Consider the following 19,304-nt stretch of genomic DNA (forward strand, 5'->3'; position numbering starts at 1 on the left):
TTTCCCCCTTATGAGTTGAGCGTGCGACCAAGCTGACCCATCTCGCGCTCAAAGCCGCGTCGAATCTCTTCTTCAATCGTTTGTCTTACAGATGCATATTGTTGCTCGATGGCCTTTTTAATCCCTCGCTCTGCCGTCCGACGCTTGAATGCCCAGTAGATGAAGTGCACTCCAGGAATCATTCCGAGAACCATCTTTCGAACTGTTTTTCCGAACGAGTAGTCAAATCCGAGCTCAACTCGTCTCGTTCTAAACAAAAGGTCTGCTTGCTCTCCGACTAGCGGGTATCGTTGCATGAGTTGGATATAATGACGCACCCCTTCTGCCATCGCCTCTTCCGTCGTCAAAGCGGCCTCTTCAAGCGTCTTTTCTAAATCTTTCTCTATTTTTCTAGCTTTCCAACTAATCATCGCTTGCGGGGTCAGCATCCGAATCGTCTCTGCAGAAGCGATACTCCGAATTCGCCAATCCTCTAACTCTTCAAGAAGATGATTCGTCAAGTTAATGGGAAGTTTTCGCTCGATGTCTTTCCATAGGTTCGTCCGATTCCGATTCCATACCTCTTCGTATCCTCTTACCGGGACGTGTTTTCCTGTGAGTAACTTCTTTTCGACACTGTTGACACGGATGATGTTCTCTTCTTCAATCGGTAGTGCACGTAACAATACCCGTTCCATCGCCTCTGCCTTTTGTACACTCATCGGGTCGTCTTCATTGTAGTTAGTCAATATTAGAGCGACGTTGCTCCCCCGCTCATATAAAGGTTTTAAAATCGCCTCGAGCTCATATGCCTCGACACGTCCTGACTGCACCGACAACAAGTAGTAAATTGTATGAAACCACTCCGCGATATCGAGCGCGCCTTCACGCTGATGGACGATGGATAAGATCGCTTGATGCCACTCTTCAGAGCGGTCTGCTTCGAGCCCCCACGTATCAAAAAAACGAAACAAGATACCCCGCTCTAAATCGTAATACTCATATTCGTGAAGTCCTTCTGCGGTGACCGGACTTCCAGCACGCGATTCGGCGACGTCATGTCCATATATATAGTTGATAAACGCACTCTTTCCGACACCGGTCTTTCCGGCAATCAAAATATTTGAGACGAGCCCTGTCCGATCCATACGTTTCCTCCCTCATTCGTTGTATAGTTCAATTATACCGAACGGACCATTTTCAAACGTCCATCGAAAGGATGATTCTCATGCTTCACCATGTTGAGCTTTACGTTTCAAACCTACACGACAGTATACGTGCCTGGGAATGGCTCCTCTGTGAACAACTTGATTACACGCTCTATCAATCTTGGCCAGAAGGACGAAGCTATCGATACCGTGAAACATATCTCGTGTTCGTTCAAACGGAAAAGACTCACCTTGCGCCACCGTATCACCGAAAAAAGACTGGTCTCAACCACTTGGCATTTCATGCGTCTTCCCTCGCACAATTAGAAGAAGTTCGGCAACAGCTCGCATCACACGGGTTTCGTGAATTGTACGCAGACCGCTTCCCCCACGCAGGAGGCCCAAACTATACAGCACTATTTTTTGAAGACCCGGACCGCATCAAAGTTGAACTCGTGGCAACGATGTGAACGGTTTCTTGAGAACTTCTTGAAAGTTTGTGAAAACAATTGCAAACTTCACGTTGACCTCCTAGACTGAAAGGGTCTAAAGGAGGTCTTTTCATGGAAAAGCAAGTCGTCGATTATATGGAAGAAGCCGCATTTAAGAAATCATCATTGCTTCAACATTCATTTCCTCAATACATGTTGCGATCGATAATCGCTGGCTTTTTAATCGGAATTGGAGTCGTCTTCTCATTCACCGTCGGAAACATGTTCATCGATGTCCCCGGAACGATGCTGATTGCGGGCGCCAGTTTCTCAGTGGCACTCGTCTTCATCGTCTGGATGGGGGGAGAATTGTTTACGAGCAACACGATGTATCTCTACACTGGTGCAAAACGGGGACGTGTCGCTTGGTTCGACCTCGCAAAAATATGGGGACTCAGTTGGGTCGGTAACTTGATCGGTGCCGTCATGCTATCGCTTCTCGTCATCGGAGCTCACAGCATGGGTGACGTGTCGGGTGACCATTTGCTTGCTGTCGTCGCCGCGAAGAAAATCGGTGGAGACGCCCTTGCTATTTTCTTGAAAGGAATCTTATGTAACGTGCTCGTCTGTTTGGCCATCTTCATGCCACTCAAAACGAACAATGATGTCGCGAAGATTATGCTGACGATGCTTCCGGTCGTCGTATTTTTCGCCGCTGGATTCGAGCACTCGATTGCGAACATGGGCGTTTTCGCTCTCGCGCTCCACTATGTACCGTCGGACCTCGTCACCTTTAGCGGTGCCCTTTACAATCTATTCTTCGCCACACTCGGTAATATTGTCGGTGGTGCGTTGTTCGTTGCCGGAAGTTACTTGTATTTGAACAAATCGGAGACGGAACAAACCGTCAAGCCGATACGTTATCATGCATAAAAAGACAGGGACCCCGATTAGCAGGGTCCCTGTTTGTTGCATTTCACGAATTATGATTTTGAAGCGTCGGCTGCTGCTGCTTGAACAGTACCTTGTGCCACTTCGTCTTCTTCCACATCCCAGCACTCTGTATTCTCGATACCGAGTTTACGAGCCGAGAAGCGTGGGTTGAGACCTTGAGCTCGTTGCTCTTCGTAATCTTTAAGAACTTTGAAGGCAACGCCACCGAGCAATGTGATCGCCGCGATGTTGATCAATGTCATCCCTGCCATGAAGAGGTCAGCGAGGCTCCATACGAATCCAAGGCTTGCGACCGCTCCGATGAAGACGAATGCCATTGTCGCAAGACGGAATCCAAGAACTGCACCTTTGCTCTTCTTAATGAATTCGATGTTCGTTTCACCGTAGTAGTAGCTTCCTGCGATCGAGCTGAAGGCGAACAAGAAGACGCTGACAGCGATGAATGCTGGGGCAAGTGCTCCGATTTGTTCAGTCAATGCGTTTTGAAGAAGGACAATCCCTTCACCATTTCCAGCAGCGTAGCTGTCTGAGAGAAGGATGATCGCTGCAGTTGCTGTACATACGATCAACGTATCCAAGAATACACCGAGTGCTTGAAGGAAACCTTGTTTCGCAGGGTGCGATACTTCAGCAGCAGCTGCTGCGTTTGGTGCAGAACCCATACCTGCTTCGTTCGAGAAGAGTCCACGGCGTACACCCATTGAGATTGCAGCACCGATTGAACCACCGACTGCTTCGTTCAAACCAAATGCGCTTTGGAAAATCATAGCGAAGACGCCTGGAAGTTCAGCAAAGTTCACAGCGACAACGTAGAGTGCGATGGCAAGGTAGAGAACAGCCATGACTGGTACGACGATCGCCGAGAAGTTCGCGACACGTTGTACACCACCAAAGATGACAAGACCAGTAAGAACAACTAAGATTGCTCCGCCGATCGCCGCATCGATTCCAAATGCGTTATCGAATGCTGCAGCGATTGTGTTCGATTGAACAGAGTTGAAGATGAGTCCGAATGTGACAGCAATGAGAACCGCAAATACGATTCCAAGTGCACGGTTGTTCAAACCTTTTTCGATGTAGTAAGCTGGACCACCGCGGTACGCGACATCGTCTTTCACTTTGTATACTTGAGCGAGCGTGCTTTCAATCATGGCTGTCGCACCACCGAGAAGGGCGACGATCCACATCCAGAAGACCGCTCCTGGTCCACCAAGTGTGACCGCTACCGTGACCCCGGCAAGGTTACCTGTACCGATTCGAGTCGCGGCACCGATAAAGAATGATTTCATTGAAGAAATACTCTTCCCGTCTTTTGAAAGTGTAACGTCCGATTTATCTGTCACCGTACGTAACATTTCTTTTAAGTAACGGAACTGCATAAAACGTGTTCTGACCGTGAAGTAGATCCCGGCTCCAACGAGAACGGCGATCAATACGTACGACCATAAGATGTTGTTCAAAAAGTCGACGCTTCCTTGTAACATACCTTGAATCGCTTCCATGAATAAGTTCCTCCCTGTTGTGTGAATCTGAAGTTGAGAATTTTTTATGATGTCTTAGTTCTGAATTATACAAAGATTCTGACAATTATCAATAATTTTTTTATAGGTCATTTCACTCTTTTTTCACATCATATAAGCGAGATTCCTTATTTATAAGCACTTAAAGCGCTTACATAAAAATGTTTAGAAATATTAAATCATGATTATAATTCACAATAACGAAATGAATAATCAAAAAAACAGCCACTCTTTTCGAGTAGCTGCGAGTTTAAATACCAGTACGTTTCTTCTGGTTATTTGGTTTTTTCGTCAATTGGCTCGTCAACGGTTTCTGTTTTGTACCATGTAAACCCGTGGGAACCTTCGTTTGATTTTGCTTCTTCTCTGCCAGCTTTTGTTTCATCGCCTCTTGAAAAGATAGTTTTTTCTCACTCATCTTACTCACCTCCAGCTTCGATCACTTTCACACGACCGACCTGCCCATCGCTCAAACGCACTTTGATTCCGTGCGGATGACGTGGCGAGTTCGTCAATATATCTTGAACGACGCCTTTCGTCAGCTTTCCGCTTCGTTGATCTTGTTTTAAAACGATTTGGACGTGGAGTCCTGGGCGAATGTCAGCACGTTTCGTTCCATCCATACCCGACACCCCTTTCCATTTAGTCAATCTCTATCATATGCTCTTTTCCCTCATTTGTCACAGCCTATTCCAGATGCCAATTTGTCGCATCGTTTCTGTCATGTAACTTTGATCGGTCTGAAGCGTCTTCTTAGGAAACGGATCATGCAATCGAACGCTGACCCCTCGATGCGAAAAGGTCACATCCATGACATACTGTCCTTCCACATCACGGAGTGCGGCCGTCCCTTTCAACGAATGAAACGCCTTAGCGAACGCCTCTCCAAAATCGAGATACGCTTTCACGTAAATCGTAACGCGTCGCTCATCAATCATCAATTCCAACCGTTCGCGATCGGCACCACCAATGACCATGCGTACGACCTCGTTGTCATTGGAAAATTCAATCGTATGCATCCTCGTCCCACCCTTCATTCAAAAGAGGTACCCTCCTAGGAAGGTACCTTTCTATCATAAACGATATAACCGTGCTGCGAATGGTCGAAGCATAAACGTTTCCGTATCAATCGTCTCGGGGTCAATCTCATTCGTCATGACAAGCGTGGCGCCTGCAATTTCCGGAACGGTCACTTCTGCCGGATTGGCGGTCAAGTTGACGACCACGAAGAAGCGGTTGTTTTCAAACGTACGCTCATAGACGAAGGCTTGCTTATGTTCAGGCAAGACGTCACGATAACGACCATACGTAAACGTCTCCTCAGCTCGACGAAGACGGATCATCTCCTTATAGAACGACAGGATCGAATGCTGGTCGTTTCGCTGTGCCTCGACGTTGAGCGTCTCATACTCTTCGTGAATCGGCATCCACGGGGTCGTCGTCGAGAAACCAGCATAAGGTGAGGCATCCCACTGGATTGGTGTCCGGACGTTATCACGAGATGTGCCCCATACTTGTTGCATCGAGTCGATTTCACTCATCCCGTTCGCGATGCGTTCGAAGTACTCGTTTTTCGTCGCGACATCATCATAGTCATGAATGGATGGGAGCGGCACATTCTTCATCCCGATTTCTTGTCCTTGATAAATGAATGGTGTCCCGTGCATGAAGAAGTACATCATCCCAAGCGCCGTGGCACTTTCACGCCAATAATGATGCTCATCCCCGACGAGCGAGACCGCTCGCACCATGTCATGATTTTCAATGTATAACGCGTTCCACCCGGTTTCGCGTAATCCTTGTTGCCATTTATCGAAGATCCGTTTCAGCTCGACGACATCGAGCGGGGCAAGACGTGACCGTCGCATGATATCGACATGATCAAAGTGAAAGGCCATATTCATCGCACCATTCTCAGGTCCCATCCATTGGTCGGCTTCTTCCGGCTCGATTCCGTTCGTCTCCCCAACGGTCATAATGTCGTATTTGGAGAACGTTTCTCGCTTCATCTCTTGTAGATATTCATGGATTCCATCGATATTCGAGTACATCGAAAACGCCGTAACGATCGACTTCCCGTCCGGAGAAGGTAACATCGTCTCCGTCGGCATCTTTTTAATATGACTGATCGCATCGACACGGAATCCGTCGACTCCTTTATCGAGCCACCAGTTGATCATGTCATAGACAGCCGTCCGAACTTCACGATTCTCCCAGTTCAAATCGGGTTGTTTCTTCGAGAAGACGTGCAAGTAATATTGATCGGTCTGTTCATTATATTCCCAAGCGGACCCGCCAAAGATACTCGCCCAGTTACTCGGTGGCATCCCATCTTTCCCATCTCGCCAAATGTACCAATCCCGTTTCGGATTGTCTTTCGAGCTTTTCGATTCAAGGAACCATGGATGTTCGTCCGACGTATGGTTGACAACGAGGTCGAGCAACAGTTTCATCCCTCGTGCATGCACCGCCTCTAGCAAGGCATCAAAATCCTCCATCGTCCCAAACTCGTCCATAATGTCTTGATAGTCACTGATATCATATCCGTTATCATCATTTGGCGATTTGTACATCGGACAAATCCAAATGACATCAATTCCAAGGTCTTCTAAGTAATCGAGCTTTTCAATGATTCCGCGAAGATCACCGATTCCATCCCCGTTCGAATCGTTGAAACTTCTTGGATAAATTTGATAGGCGATGGCCTCTTTCCACCATACACGACTGATTTCTGTTTGTTTCGTTTGGCTGAACAACGTCTCCATACGGCACCGTGCCTCCTACAATAAGGTATGATTCACATCTACCATAGCACTAGTGCAAGCGTTTGCAAAGAATGAGCCCACAAAAAAATGCAGTTTTACACTGCATTTTGATGGCGCGCCCCAACCTGTTCACAGAAGGTCGTGATCAGCTTCGACAAATGCTTCCAATCATGGTCCATCGTCGCGACGTGATACGAGTTAGGAAGCACCGCGTATTCTTTTTTTCCTTGTAACTGATCGAACAACCAGATGGAGTCGGAAGGCGGTACTACGTTGTCGACAGCAGAATGGATGACATATGTCGGCACATCAACCGCTCCGACGTGCGGTCGCACCTCGTCAATCAGCGAAAGCAATTCCCGAATCGCTCTTGTAGGCACACGGTCATAGACAATCTCATATACGTCTTTTGCCAAGATGTCGGGCGCATCTTCGTCGATAAATCGACACTCGGTATCCGACGCATGACACGTATATCCTGGTACCGATAACGCGGCATTGATTGTCACAATCGCATCCGCCTTTCCTTCAAGGGCAGCCTTGAGTGCCAACGTCCCACCCATTGACTGACCGACGACAATGACCGTCTGACACGACTCGCGTAATCGCTCGATTCCTTTCGTCACACTTTTATACCAACATCGATGCGTGGAACATCGAAAGTCTTCCGGATGTGTCCCATGCCCTTTCAAGCGCGGGGCATACACCGTAAACCCTTGCTTCATCAACTCAATTCCGACGTCCTGTACACTCTGAGGTGTCCCGTTAAAGCCGTGACAAAGCAAAATACCGATTTCGTTTCCTTCATAATAAAACGCGCCTGCTCCAGGAATGACTTGGTAATTGACTGCTTTCATTAGTGCCTCCTTTAATTCCAACTTAACCGATACAATTAATTCGTATTAGAAGAGTGTAAGAGTTCTTAAGCTACTCGTCAAGTTCTTCCGACTACATTTACCTTGTAATCAAAATGTAATCATAACTTCGTGTTTAGTGGATTGAGTTCTGACGTCTGCTTGGTTATGTTTAACATGTAGTAAAAAACTTGGGAAATGAACGTGTTATTTTTGACAATACACGAATAATTTTTCAAGGGTTTCGTCACAAGAAAAGTAATGTAAGCGTTATCATTTTGTTTTTTTGAAAAAGGAGGATATAAATTCACTTATTTATAACGACACGAGTTGGGGAAATCGGATTAGACCATTACATCTAAGGGAGACTTACACATGGGGAAACCAACACAATCATTTAAGGCAGTCACTGGCCTCGCCTTATCAGCAGGACTCATCGTCAGCAGTATGACGCCGATTGCGGCAAACGTAAACGCCGAGACGTTGAACGCATCAGACCTCTTCATTTCAGAGTACGTAGAAGGATCGAGCAACAATAAAGCAATCGAGTTATTCAACGGAACGAACGCGACAATCGACCTTTCCGCTTACAAAATTGAACTGTATTCAAACGGAGGTACGACTGCCGGAAATACATTGAATTTGACGGGCACACTCGCACCAGGAGCTACATATGTCATTGTGAACGGCAGTGCGTCGGACACATTGAAAGCAAAATCGGATACGGTGAGTGCCGTGACGAACTTCAACGGGGATGACACGATCGTCTTGAAAAAAGGAGACACTGTTCTTGATGTCTTCGGTCAACTCGGCTTCGACCCAGGGACAAAATGGGGAACGACCGTTGCGACTGCTGACCAATCGCTCATCCGTAAAGACACGGTCACAAAGGGAGACAGTGATGGCAGTGATGCCTTCGACCCGGCTGTCGAATGGTCATCGACACCACAAGACACGTTCGACAATCTCGGGTTACATACGTTCCAAGGCGTCGAATACGGAGATGGAGGCACAACGGAGCCTCCTGCACCAATCACACCAATTTCAATTGCTGATGCACGAACAAAGGCAGAAAATGAGACGGTCACCGTAAAAGGAGTCGTCACGGCTAAATTAGCGAACACCATCTCCATTCAAGACGCAACAGGTGGTCTGTCTATCCGTCCGACATCTCTTTCCGTCAACGTCGGGGACGAGGTCGTTGTCACAGGGGTCGTCGGTTCGTACCGTGAGCTTCTTCAATTGAACAGCGCTGTCGTTGTTTCAAAACAAGCAGCAACACTTCCTACTGCCCAAGTCTTGACAGGGGAACAAATCAACGAGGACGTCGAATCCGAACTCGTTACCGTCAAAAATGTCACACTCACAGGTAGCGGTCAGAACTTGACGGCGACGGACGGAACGAAGGAGTTCGTCGTTCGCGACGAGCGAGGCATCCTTGATTTACAGACGGATGTGAACTATTCATCGATCACAGGAATCGTTCAACAGTTTGACGATACGTACCAAATCATCCCTCGTGACCCGGCGGACACGGTTATCGATACGTCCGTTCTTCGGCCGGCTGTCGCGAAACCAGGTGCCGGTACATTCGTTGGTCCACAAGACGTGACGCTCTCGACAACGACAGCAGACGCAGAGATTTTCTATACACTCGACGGCTCTGATCCAAAAGAGAATGGGCTTCGTTACGAAAACCCAATCCGCATTGAAAACTCGACGACGTTGAAAACGGTCGTGAAAACAGGCGACTCGTTCAGCGCCGTCTCAACATTCTCTTATAAGATCACAGACAAGATTCGCATTCACGACATCCAAGGTGCGAACCACACGGCTCCGATGAACGGACAGACGGTTGAAGGGGTAGAAGGAATTGTCACGTCTACGTTCGTCTCGAGCGGGACGACGTATTACTTCATTCAAACTCCTGACGCCGAGGCCGATGACGATGCACGGACATCTGAAGGGATTGTCCTTTACGGTGGACGTTCGATTGCTGGCATTCAAGTCGGTGACCTCGTCAAAGTGAACGGAAAAGTGAGCGAGTATGCGATTGAAGGATACAGCGACCGTCAACAGACAGATATGAAGATGACACAAATCGATACACGTAACGGAAAAGTTGAAGTCGTCGCGAGTGGTGTCACCCTTCCGACTCCAATTACGATTGATGCCTCAAACCTTCCGACCGAGTTTATCGACAGCGACAACCTCGCCGTCTTCAATCCGGAGAAGGATGCCATCGACTTCTGGGAGAGCCTTGAAGGAATGCGTGTTCAAACGAACAAGTTGAAGTCGGTCGGACCACAAGAATACGGTGATTTGGTGACTGTTCTCGAGGATACGCCAACGGAGACGTACAATGGCGGCGTCTTATTGAAAAAGAACGATGCAAACCCGGAACGCATTCAGTTCCGTCTCGAACCGAACGCGGAAGCGCGTGAATTCGATGTCGCGACGGGCGACCGCTTCAATGGACCGATTGTCGGTGTTGTCGGCTATTCGTTCGGTAACTATAAGATTCAAGCCTCACTTGAAGACATGAAAGCTGCCTTCGTCAAAGGAGATGCGCAGCGTGAGAAGACATTCATCGAGGCAGAAGAAGATCAATTAACGATTGCATCGTATAACTTAGAGAACTTCTCGAACAACATCAAAGAAACATCAGATGAAAAGGCACTCAAACTGGCGAAAGCGTTCGTCAACGAATTGAACAGCCCTGACATCATCGGTGTGACGGAAGTACAAGACAACGATGGACAGGATAAAGGAGCAGGTTCTGCCGCTGACCAGAGCTATCAGCGCTTAATCGATAACATTGTCGCTGTTGGTGGGAAGACGTATAAATACGTCAACATCGACCCAGAGAACAACCAAGACGGAGGCGCCCCAGATGCCAACATCCGTGTCGGCTTCTTGTACGATCCTGAGCGCGTGTCATTGACGGAGGGAATTCCTGCTGGTGACGCGACGACGGCCGTCGGATACGCCGATGGGAAATTGACGCACAACCCGGGACGTATCGATCCGACGAACGAAGCGTTCGATCGTTCGCGTAAACCGTTAGCTGCTCAATTCGACTTCCAAGGCGAGAACGTCATCGTGATCGCGAACCATTGGAACTCGAAAGGTGGCGACACTGGTTTCTTCGGTTCACAACAACCGGTCGTACTCGGAAGTGAAGTGCAACGTAAGAAAATCGCACAAGTCGTCCACAACTTCGTGGCGGACGTGAAGACGAAGAATCCAGAAGCGAACGTCGTCGCACTCGGAGACTTCAATGATTTCGAATTCTCGGATGCGCTCCAAATCTTCAAAGGCGACTTGATGACGAACATGGTCGAGAAAGTTCCTGCTGTCGACCGCTACTCGTATGTGTATCAAGGGAACTCACAAGTACTCGATCATATCCTCGTCTCGAACCGCTTGGCCGCTTCTACGAAAATTGACATGATTCACGTCAACTCGGACTTCACTGAGATGTCAGGGCGTGCGAGTGACCATGATCCAGTACTTGCACAAATCGACTTCACACCGGAACCAGAAGTGGAATTGACGCGTTACACTGTAGAAAACCATAAAGCTGCTCGCCTCGTCCTTCAAGAGGATTACATCGGCGTGACAATCGGAAAAGGCACGAACTTCAAAAATGGCATCTTCGTTCGTGGCGTATACACGGAATTGACAGGAGAACCGTTGAAAAATGTCGTCGTTCAAGTGAAACCGAAAGAAGCCGGTGCCATCATCGACTTCAAAGGCGCGACGGTAAAAGAAGTAATCGTTGACGGGAAAAACCTTGCTGAGATTCGCGGGGCAAAAAACGTCCAACGCATCACATATACGAAAGGCGCTTCTCCTTCATCCATCATCATCAAGAAATAACATGTTGAACCGCAGACACATCGTCTGCGGTTTTTTGGTTTCACCTCTCTTGAAGCGGGGATAAAGAGGAAGATACTGAATATCATGGAGGATGAGACCGATGGAATTGTATAACGGAGATTTATATTGGCCAACGACCGAATCAGAGGACGTCGTGTTAGAAAGACCTGACAAAAAAGAGCATTACGACGTACTCGTCATCGGAGCCGGTATGTCCGGAACGTTGACGGCTTATACGTTACAACGAGATGGCGTCGATTTTGCGGTGCTCGATGGGCGAAAAGTCGGTACCGGAAGCACATCAGCAAATACCGGTTTAATTCAATATTCAAATGACATCATGTTACATGAACTGGCAGAAAAAATTGGAGAAGCGGCAGCGGTACGCTTCTATCAATTATGTCTCGACGCGGTCGAATCGCTCGACCAGGTGGCGAAAGATGTCGATGCATCCGATATATATATTCGACGGGACAGCCTTTGTTTTGCGAGTGAAGAGGACGATGTTGCCAAATTGCAACGTGAGTATGAGATGCTAGCCAAACACGGTTTTGATGTGGAGTGGTTGGATCGTGAAGCATTACGTGAACGCTTCCCATTTGAAAAACCGGCGGCCCTCATCACAAAAGGCGATGCCGAGGTCAATCCGCTCACGCTCAGTCGTCAAATCATTCGCCATTTATCGAAACAACACGTCCCGATTTTTGAAGAGACGTCGGTGGATGAGGTCGTGTCTGATGGTGATGGATGGATTGTGTTCACCTCGAACGGGACATTTAAAGCGAATAAAGTCATCTTTGCGACAGGTTATGGGCCAGCTCCCCTACTCGACTCCCATCGGATCGATTTGAATCGGTCATACGCCATCGCAACGAATCCAATCGCCGAATTCAGCGAATGGGAAGGACGCGCGCTCATTTGGGAGACGAAACGACCATATCTCTATTTGCGCACGACTCCGGACGGGCGGATTATCGCTGGCGGACTTGACGAAGACCAGGCCGAAACGCCGCACGATGAGGCGCTCATGAACGATCGGGCGGAACGAGTGAAAGAAAAAATCGCCGAGCTCTTCCCGATGTATGACCTAGAAGTCGACTATGCTTGGGTCGCCTTGTTTGGAGAGTCGGTGGACCAACTCCCGTTCATCGGGGAGCACCCGAATCGACCGAACTTGTTTTACTTGCTCGGATATGGGGGAAATGGGACCGTGTATAGCATGCTTGGCTCTCGTATTTTGAGTGCTCTCGTTCGTGGTCAGTCGCATCCCGATGCGGACCTCGTTCGTTTAGATCGAACGTAATCCCCGACATTTTGGGGATTGTTACATAATTGAAGGAGTGTTTTTGGATTGAAGAAAATCAAACAGGGTGTACCGACTACGTCGTCTTGCCGTATTCCTTGTCCCTCTCGGTTGCGCCTTCTGGTTTTGGCCACAGGAATCCGTCCCCACGACGCAGTTAAAGGCTGAACAAGCATCCATTTCCGAGGAAATATATACGATTGAAGAACGTACACCAATCGAACAAGACGGTGTCATTCGATATGAATACGACATCGTCGTACACGGGAACCCGAGTACGGATGAGCTTCAATCCGTCAGCCATGACGTCATCGATGACGTAAAACAGTCAGATCAGTTCCAGGCCGCCTTGTTACGATTTTATGATGATGCTGCCTATATCGGGACGGAACCGCCACTCGGTGAAGCCGTATTCGCTCCGGAAGGCGACTATGGACTCGCAGACTGGGTGGAACCCGGTCAAACAGACGACATGATATTCGGTTGGCAACTTCGAGAAAAAGAATGGACGACCAAATTGACCGATACAGAGATTCAAATTTGGAGGTCATGGCAAGATCAATATACGAAGCAGAATCCTGACGACCCCGATGCGAAAGCGAAAGTGACGCGCATCATTGCCACTGAATACGAACTCGACCCTAAAGTGGTACAACAAATCGTATTGAAACAGCATGTATGGGCCGCATTATAAATGTTTGTGTGAAATCTCTCTTTTTTGAAAAAGAGGGATTTTTTTATTGGCGTTAGGGAACACCGATACAGTAGGTCAAATGGTGACTTACGACGGTCAGTCATACTTAAGGGAGGCAATCACATGGGGAACAAGAAAGAAGCGCAGTTAAAACAACATACGATTGATAACGAACAACAAGCTGGCTTGACGACAAATCAAGGTCTGAAGATGGCGGAAGACGAATTCTCGCTGAAAGCAGGACGTCGTGGTCCGACATTGATCGAGGATTTCCATTTCCGCGAGAAGATGACCCATTTCGACCATGAGCGGATTCCGGAGCGAATCGTCCACGCGCGCGGCGTCGGGGCACACGGGGAGTTCCAGGTGTATGAACCGCTCGCCGAGTTCACAAAAGCGAACTTTTTGAATGACCCTTCGAAGACGACACCCGTATTCGTCCGTTTCTCGACTGTCCAAGGCTCACGCGGGTCCGCGGATACGGTCCGTGACGTCCGTGGTTTTGCGACGAAGTTCTATACAGACGAAGGGAACTACGATTTAGTCGGAAACAACATCCCAGTCTTCTTTATCCAAGATGCCATCAAGTTCCCGGACCTCGTCCACGCTGTGAAGCCTGAGCCACATACGGAAGTGCCGCAAGGGGGAAGCGCGCACGATACGTTCTGGGATTTTGTCGGACAAAACCATGAAACGGCTCACATGGTCATGTGGGCGATGAGTGACCGGGGGATTCCACGTAGTCTACGCATGATGGAAGGGTTCGGGGTGCATACATTCCGTCTTGTAAATGCGGAAGGAAAAGCTCATTTCGTCAAGTTTCATTGGAAACCAAAGCTCGGGGTTCATTCACAAGTATGGGACGAAGCCCAAAAAGCAGTCGGGAAAAATGCTGACTTCCACCGTGTCGACCTTTATGAAGCAATCAATAAAGGCGACTATCCTGAATGGGAGCTCGGCCTGCAGCTGATCCCGGAAGAAGACGAGTTCAACTATGACTTCGACATCTTAGACCCAACCAAACTGTGGCCGGAAGAAGAGATTCCAGTGAAACTCGTCGGAAAGATGACACTTAATCGAAACGTCGACAACTTCTTCGCGGAAACCGAACAAGTCGCCTTCCACCCGGGTCATCTCGTCCCAGGAATCGACTTCTCGAACGATCCGCTCTTGCAAGGTCGTCTGTTCTCGTATACGGACACCCAACTGTCGCGTCTCGGTGGACCAAACTTCCACCAGATCCCAATCAACAAGCCCGTTTGTCCGTTCCACAACAACCAGCGGGACGGGATGCATCAAATGGCCGTTCACAAAGGTCAGACGAGCTACCATAAAAATGCGCTCAACAATAATCAGCCGGAACCTGTACCAGCCGATCAAGGTGGATTTGAGCACTATCAAGAGAAAATCGATGGTCATAAGATTCGGGGACGTAGTGACAGCTTCCTTGATTTCTATTCACAGGCGAAGCTCTTCTACAACAGCATGACCGATGTCGAAAAACAACACATCCAAGATGCCTGCAGTTTTGAGCTCGGAAAATGTGAGTCGGACATGGTGAAAGAGAACGCCGTCGATTTATTGAACCGCATCGATCGTCATCTCGCTGAAGTCGTCGCCGACAACTTAGGAGTACATGTGCCCGAAGAGAATAATGAGGTCCAGTCAGATAAGACGTCCCCTGCTCTCTCGATGGCGAACACAATCAAAAAGCCCGATACGAAGAGCGTCGCCCTTCTCCTTGCCGGTGACGTGGATGCGAATCAGGTGAAACAGTGGGTGCAGACGCTCGCCGATCACAACGTCAACTACAGCCTTGTCGGCAAGAAGGCGTATATGCTTGGTGACCTGAAGGTGAAGGAGACGTACGATACGGTCGACTCGAGCCTTTTCGATGCCGCCTTCTTAGTGAGTGCCGCGACGACTGTCGAGGATGATGTGCTCGAATTTATCGAGAACACGTACAAGCACTATAAGCCGCTCGCCCTACACGTACACCATAAAGAGGCACTCGCCACATGTCGCGTGAAGCAAGACCAGTCTGGTGTCTTCACGTTTGACGAGCATAACCTCGATGGATTCAATGCGTTCATCGATGGGATTGCGACTGCCCGATTCTGGGACCGTGCCTAACGATGTCACTTGACTCGACTCGATTCCCGAGTCGAGTTTTTTCATGTCTGTCATTCACTGCATGCAGTGCATCATCTCGGACAATCCTAATTTGATTTGGTATACTCTTTTAGTTATGTTTATTAACTATTCGAATTTGAAGAAAAGGAGGCGTCACGTATGATGCAACAACCTATTCAAAAACTTTGGACGAGAGACTTTTTAATCATCTCGCTCATCAACTTCTTCCTGACGCTCATCTTTTTCTTATTGATGGTCACCATCGGGGTGCATGCCGTCGAGTCGTACGGGGCGACCACGAGTCAAGCAGGACTCGTCACTGGCATCTTCATCATCGGGACGCTGACCGGGCGCTTGTTCATCGGTCGACTGATTGATTCGATCGGTCGGAAGAAGACGCTTTATATCGGGCTCGTCTTTTTCACCGCCACGATTTTATTGTACTTCGTCCATTGGGGTGTCGGTTTCTTATTACTGACACGGTTCGTACACGGACTCGGGATGGGATTATCGAGTACGGCAACTGGAACCATCGTCGCGCAAGTCATTCCCGCGACTCGAAAAGGTGAAGGGATCGGTTACTACAGCATGAGTTCTACTCTGGCGACAGCCATCGGGCCCTTCGTCGGATTACTTCTCAGCCAACACACGAGCTTCACCGTCATCTTCGCTCTTTGCTTTGTGATCGGGGTCATCAGTTTGGCGAGCACGTTCTTTGTGAATGTGCCTGAGGTCGACGCACCTGAAGTCGTACGTGGATTCTCTTTAAAATCGTTCGTCGAACCAAAAGCGCTACCGATCGCCTTGATTATCGGGATGGCCGCACTAAGCTACTCGAGTGTCTTGTCCTATATCAACTTCTATGCGAGTGAACTCGACTTGATCGAGGCGGCGAGCATCTTCTTCCTCGTCTATTCGGTCGCAGTCCTATTATCACGACCGATCACAGGAAAGTTGATGGACGCGCGTGGAGCGAACGTCGTCATGTATCCGGCAATCGCCATCTTCGCGATTGGACTGCTCGTGCTCAGCCAGGCGAACAGCGGTTGGATGCTTCTACTTGCCGGTGCGTTAATCGGATTAGGCTTCGGGAATATCCAATCCGGGACTCAAGCAATCGCCGTCAAGGCCTCTCCACCCCACCGAATGGGGATGGCGACATCGACCTTCTTCATCGCACTTGATGCCGGTCTAGGGTTTGGTCCTTATTTCATCGGGTTGTTGATTCCACTGACGGGCTTCTCGACACTATATTTGATTCTTTCAGGCGTCGTTCTCTTTACCATTTTCTTGTATTACGTCATGAATGGACGGAACGAACAAAAACAACTGAACGAAGCTGCTTGACGGGGTGTACGTACATCCCGTCTTTTTTTGAAAGTTCACACATTTGATCGAATGATGCGGTAAGATAAAAATGACGTGTAAAAAATAGAATGAACGAAATGAGGGAGACGAGATGAAAGCTGACCAAACACTTCAATCCAACGCATCGATTTTACTACGGACGTTCGATAAAATTTCAGACTATGTGTTCTTTATGGAAGTCGATGGTTCAGCATATCGCTACGTCTTCGTAAATGAGCCTGGGAAACGGGCCATCAATTGGTCGGATGCGGATGTCGGCAAGACCATCGATGAGTTGGTCCCGACCGAGACCGCTACACTTATTACGCAGTATTACGATGAAGCGATTCGTACAAAAAAGAGTGTCGTCTACGAAGACTACCGTCTTGCTGACTCCTTTTATACGGATACGGTCGAGGCGGATGATGTATTGACGCTCCCCCTTCATTATTTCGAGTCAGAAGTGACTCCGATTTTCAATGATGAGGGGCGCTGTACCCATATCGTCTCCGTCGTTCGTGAAGTGACGGAACGGAAGCGTCGCGAACTCGAATTGTCGATCTTAAAAGATCATCACGAGTCGCTACGACGGTATTCTCCACATGGCATCTTTGTACTCGACCATCATTTAAACATCAAATCTGTCAACCCGGCCGTCACGGTCATCACCGGTCATACGGAACAAGATATGCTTCATCATCCGTTCCTGCATTGGCTTCCCGAGAGTGAGCGGTCTCGAGTCAGGAAAGGGTTACAATTCACGCTGTCTGGGATTCCACACAAGTATTCCATTTATGCTGAACATCAATCCGGGGAACGACTCGACTTAACCGTCCTCAACATTCCAATCGAGGTCGGCGGTAACATTACCGGCCTGTTTGCGATCATCATCGATTTGACGCCAGAGAAAAATGCCGAGCGTGCCACGGTCGAAAGCGAACGTCGTTACCGTCAGTTGATTGAAACCATTCCGGAAGGCATCATTGTGCATCAGGAAGGACAGATTATATATGCGAACGCGATGGCACTCGCCACAATCGGAGAAACCTATCTAGAGAGTGAATCGATTTTTTCATTCATCGCAGAAGAGTATCATCAGTCCACCCGTCAACGACTTGCCTCTCTCGAGCTCGGAGGCCCCGTCCAAGACACGGAAATGGTCATCATGACACCGAGTGGAGACAAGCTCCAGATGGATATCAGTAGCCTTCTCATCGATTATGAGGGCGAAACGGCCGTCTTAACGATTTTGCGTGATGTCACGGAGAAACGTGAAATGGAACAAGCGTTAAGACAGAGTGAGTTACAATATCGATTGATCACAGAAAACATGAGTGACCTCGTCTGCATACTAGAACGGGATGGTACTGTTCGTTATGCGTCCCCTTCTCACCGTACCGTACTCGGTTTTGCGGCCGGATATTACGAAGGGAAGAATACGCTCGACTATATCCATCCGGACGACATCCAGATCGTCCGGGAGCAGTTGAAAGAAATGAAGGAAGAAGACATCTCCTTGACCCTTGAGTTTCGTCATTTCCATGCTGACCAGCGCTGGATTTGGCTCGAAACGAAAATTCAGGCCATCTATGATGAATCCGGACTTCTCCTACACTATTTGACGGTCAGCCGAGAAATCATGCAGCGAAAAGCACTAGAGAAGCAACTGAAGCATTTGGCGTATCACGACACGCTGACCGATTTACCGAACCGTCGTTTCTTCCTCGCTTACCTCGAGGAAGCGATCGATCGAACCGAATTCGAGCAAGGTGAATTGGCCGTCCTCGCTCTTGACGTTGACCGATTCAAACAAATCAACGACACGTTCGGTCATGATGTGGGCGATGAGCTCTTGCGACAACTCGCTCGTCGATTGACATCCGTGCTTCGCAAACAAGATATGATTGCCAGACTTGGCGGTGATGAGTTTGCCGTTCTCATTCGCTTCAACGATCCCTGTGCCCTACATCGGGTTGCAGAGAAAATCATTCAAGCACTACAGCGCCCATGGGAAATCGACCAACATACGTTCATTACGACTTCAAGTGTCGGGGGTGCTCGATTTGTAAAAGGGTTGTCGACCAAACAGTTACTAAAACGTGCCGACCTCGCTCTCTATGAAGCCAAAGCAGGTGGACGAAATCAATATGCACTCGCAAAGGACCACCAATAAGTGGTCCTTTTTTCACGTGAAACACCGAAAATAAATCCTAAATCCGAACATTAAACATCAATTGATTTAATTTTATTCATTTTTAAGATAAATTAATTGAATTATCCTTTGACTTTAAACT

At 48.4% G+C, this 19,304-nt stretch carries 15 protein-coding genes; 8 read left to right on the plus strand and 7 right to left on the minus strand.

The window, feature by feature from the left end; genetic code table 11:
• Positions 1–8: 8 nt before the first annotated feature.
• Positions 9–1,127 carry a GTPase gene (locus KNO65_RS12015; RefSeq protein ID WP_214784441.1) on the minus strand — a complete coding sequence of 373 codons (1,119 nt, stop codon included), beginning with the start codon at positions 1,125–1,127 and terminating at the stop codon, positions 9–11.
• A gap of 80 nt (positions 1,128–1,207) precedes the next feature.
• On the opposite strand from KNO65_RS12015, the gene KNO65_RS12020 reads away from it, so the two are divergent.
• Together KNO65_RS12020 and KNO65_RS12025 are read left to right on the plus strand one after the other, a co-directional pair.
• Positions 1,208–1,597, plus strand: a complete 390-nt coding sequence (locus KNO65_RS12020; protein WP_214685001.1) for a VOC family protein — start codon at positions 1,208–1,210, stop codon at positions 1,595–1,597.
• 93 nt (positions 1,598–1,690) lie between these two features.
• Positions 1,691–2,491 (plus strand): formate/nitrite transporter family protein, encoded by an 801-nt coding sequence (locus KNO65_RS12025; RefSeq protein WP_214691372.1) that lies wholly within the window; start codon positions 1,691–1,693, stop codon positions 2,489–2,491.
• Between the two features lie 50 nt (positions 2,492–2,541).
• Here KNO65_RS12025 and KNO65_RS12030 read toward each other — a convergent pair whose 3' ends face one another.
• From KNO65_RS12030 to KNO65_RS12055, 6 genes are all read right to left on the minus strand, one after another.
• Positions 2,542–4,014: an alanine/glycine:cation symporter family protein gene (locus KNO65_RS12030; RefSeq protein WP_214784444.1), complete on the minus strand. Its 1,473-nt coding sequence runs from the start codon at positions 4,012–4,014 to the stop codon at positions 2,542–2,544.
• Between the two features lie 268 nt (positions 4,015–4,282).
• Entirely contained in the window at positions 4,283–4,450 is a 168-nt protein-coding gene (locus KNO65_RS12035; protein ID WP_015880321.1) for a hypothetical protein, read from the minus strand.
• Between the two features lies 1 nt (position 4,451).
• The gene (locus tag KNO65_RS12040; RefSeq protein ID WP_015880320.1) at positions 4,452–4,655 is read right to left on the minus strand and encodes a YwbE family protein; all 204 of its coding nucleotides are present in this window, start codon (positions 4,653–4,655) and stop codon (positions 4,452–4,454) included.
• Positions 4,656–4,712: 57 nt separating this feature from the next.
• Positions 4,713–5,051, minus strand: a complete 339-nt coding sequence (locus KNO65_RS12045; RefSeq protein ID WP_143180208.1) for a hypothetical protein — start codon at positions 5,049–5,051, stop codon at positions 4,713–4,715.
• A 54-nt stretch (positions 5,052–5,105) separates the two neighbouring features.
• Entirely contained in the window at positions 5,106–6,761 is a 1,656-nt protein-coding gene (locus KNO65_RS12050) for a glycoside hydrolase family 13 protein (protein WP_074037853.1), read from the minus strand.
• Positions 6,762–6,892: 131 nt separating this feature from the next.
• Positions 6,893–7,654 (minus strand): alpha/beta hydrolase, encoded by a 762-nt coding sequence (locus KNO65_RS12055; protein WP_214784447.1) that lies wholly within the window; start codon positions 7,652–7,654, stop codon positions 6,893–6,895.
• A 372-nt stretch (positions 7,655–8,026) separates the two neighbouring features.
• Here KNO65_RS12055 and KNO65_RS12060 point away from each other — a divergent pair, with 372 nt between their 5' ends.
• From KNO65_RS12060 to KNO65_RS12085, 6 genes are all read left to right on the plus strand, one after another.
• Positions 8,027–11,533, plus strand: coding sequence for a chitobiase/beta-hexosaminidase C-terminal domain-containing protein (locus tag KNO65_RS12060; protein ID WP_214784450.1), 3,507 nt, complete (start codon positions 8,027–8,029; stop codon positions 11,531–11,533).
• Between the two features lie 100 nt (positions 11,534–11,633).
• Positions 11,634–12,836, plus strand: coding sequence for an NAD(P)/FAD-dependent oxidoreductase (locus KNO65_RS12065; RefSeq protein ID WP_078146025.1), 1,203 nt, complete (start codon positions 11,634–11,636; stop codon positions 12,834–12,836).
• A gap of 67 nt (positions 12,837–12,903) precedes the next feature.
• Entirely contained in the window at positions 12,904–13,530 is a 627-nt protein-coding gene (locus tag KNO65_RS12070; RefSeq protein WP_214784453.1) for a hypothetical protein, read from the plus strand.
• A gap of 123 nt (positions 13,531–13,653) precedes the next feature.
• Positions 13,654–15,663 carry a catalase gene (locus KNO65_RS12075; RefSeq protein WP_214784457.1) on the plus strand — a complete coding sequence of 670 codons (2,010 nt, stop codon included), beginning with the start codon at positions 13,654–13,656 and terminating at the stop codon, positions 15,661–15,663.
• Between the two features lie 162 nt (positions 15,664–15,825).
• On the plus strand, positions 15,826–17,010 hold the full coding sequence (locus KNO65_RS12080) for an MFS transporter (RefSeq protein ID WP_074037854.1): 1,185 nt from the start codon (positions 15,826–15,828) through the stop codon (positions 17,008–17,010).
• Positions 17,011–17,122: 112 nt separating this feature from the next.
• Entirely contained in the window at positions 17,123–19,183 is a 2,061-nt protein-coding gene (locus KNO65_RS12085; RefSeq protein ID WP_214784460.1) for a PAS domain S-box protein, read from the plus strand.
• The last annotated feature ends 121 nt before the right edge of the window (positions 19,184–19,304 follow it).

Source organism: Exiguobacterium sp. S3 (genome assembly GCF_018617295.1).
In the GTDB taxonomy this organism is placed as follows: domain Bacteria; phylum Bacillota; class Bacilli; order Exiguobacteriales; family Exiguobacteriaceae; genus Exiguobacterium; species Exiguobacterium profundum.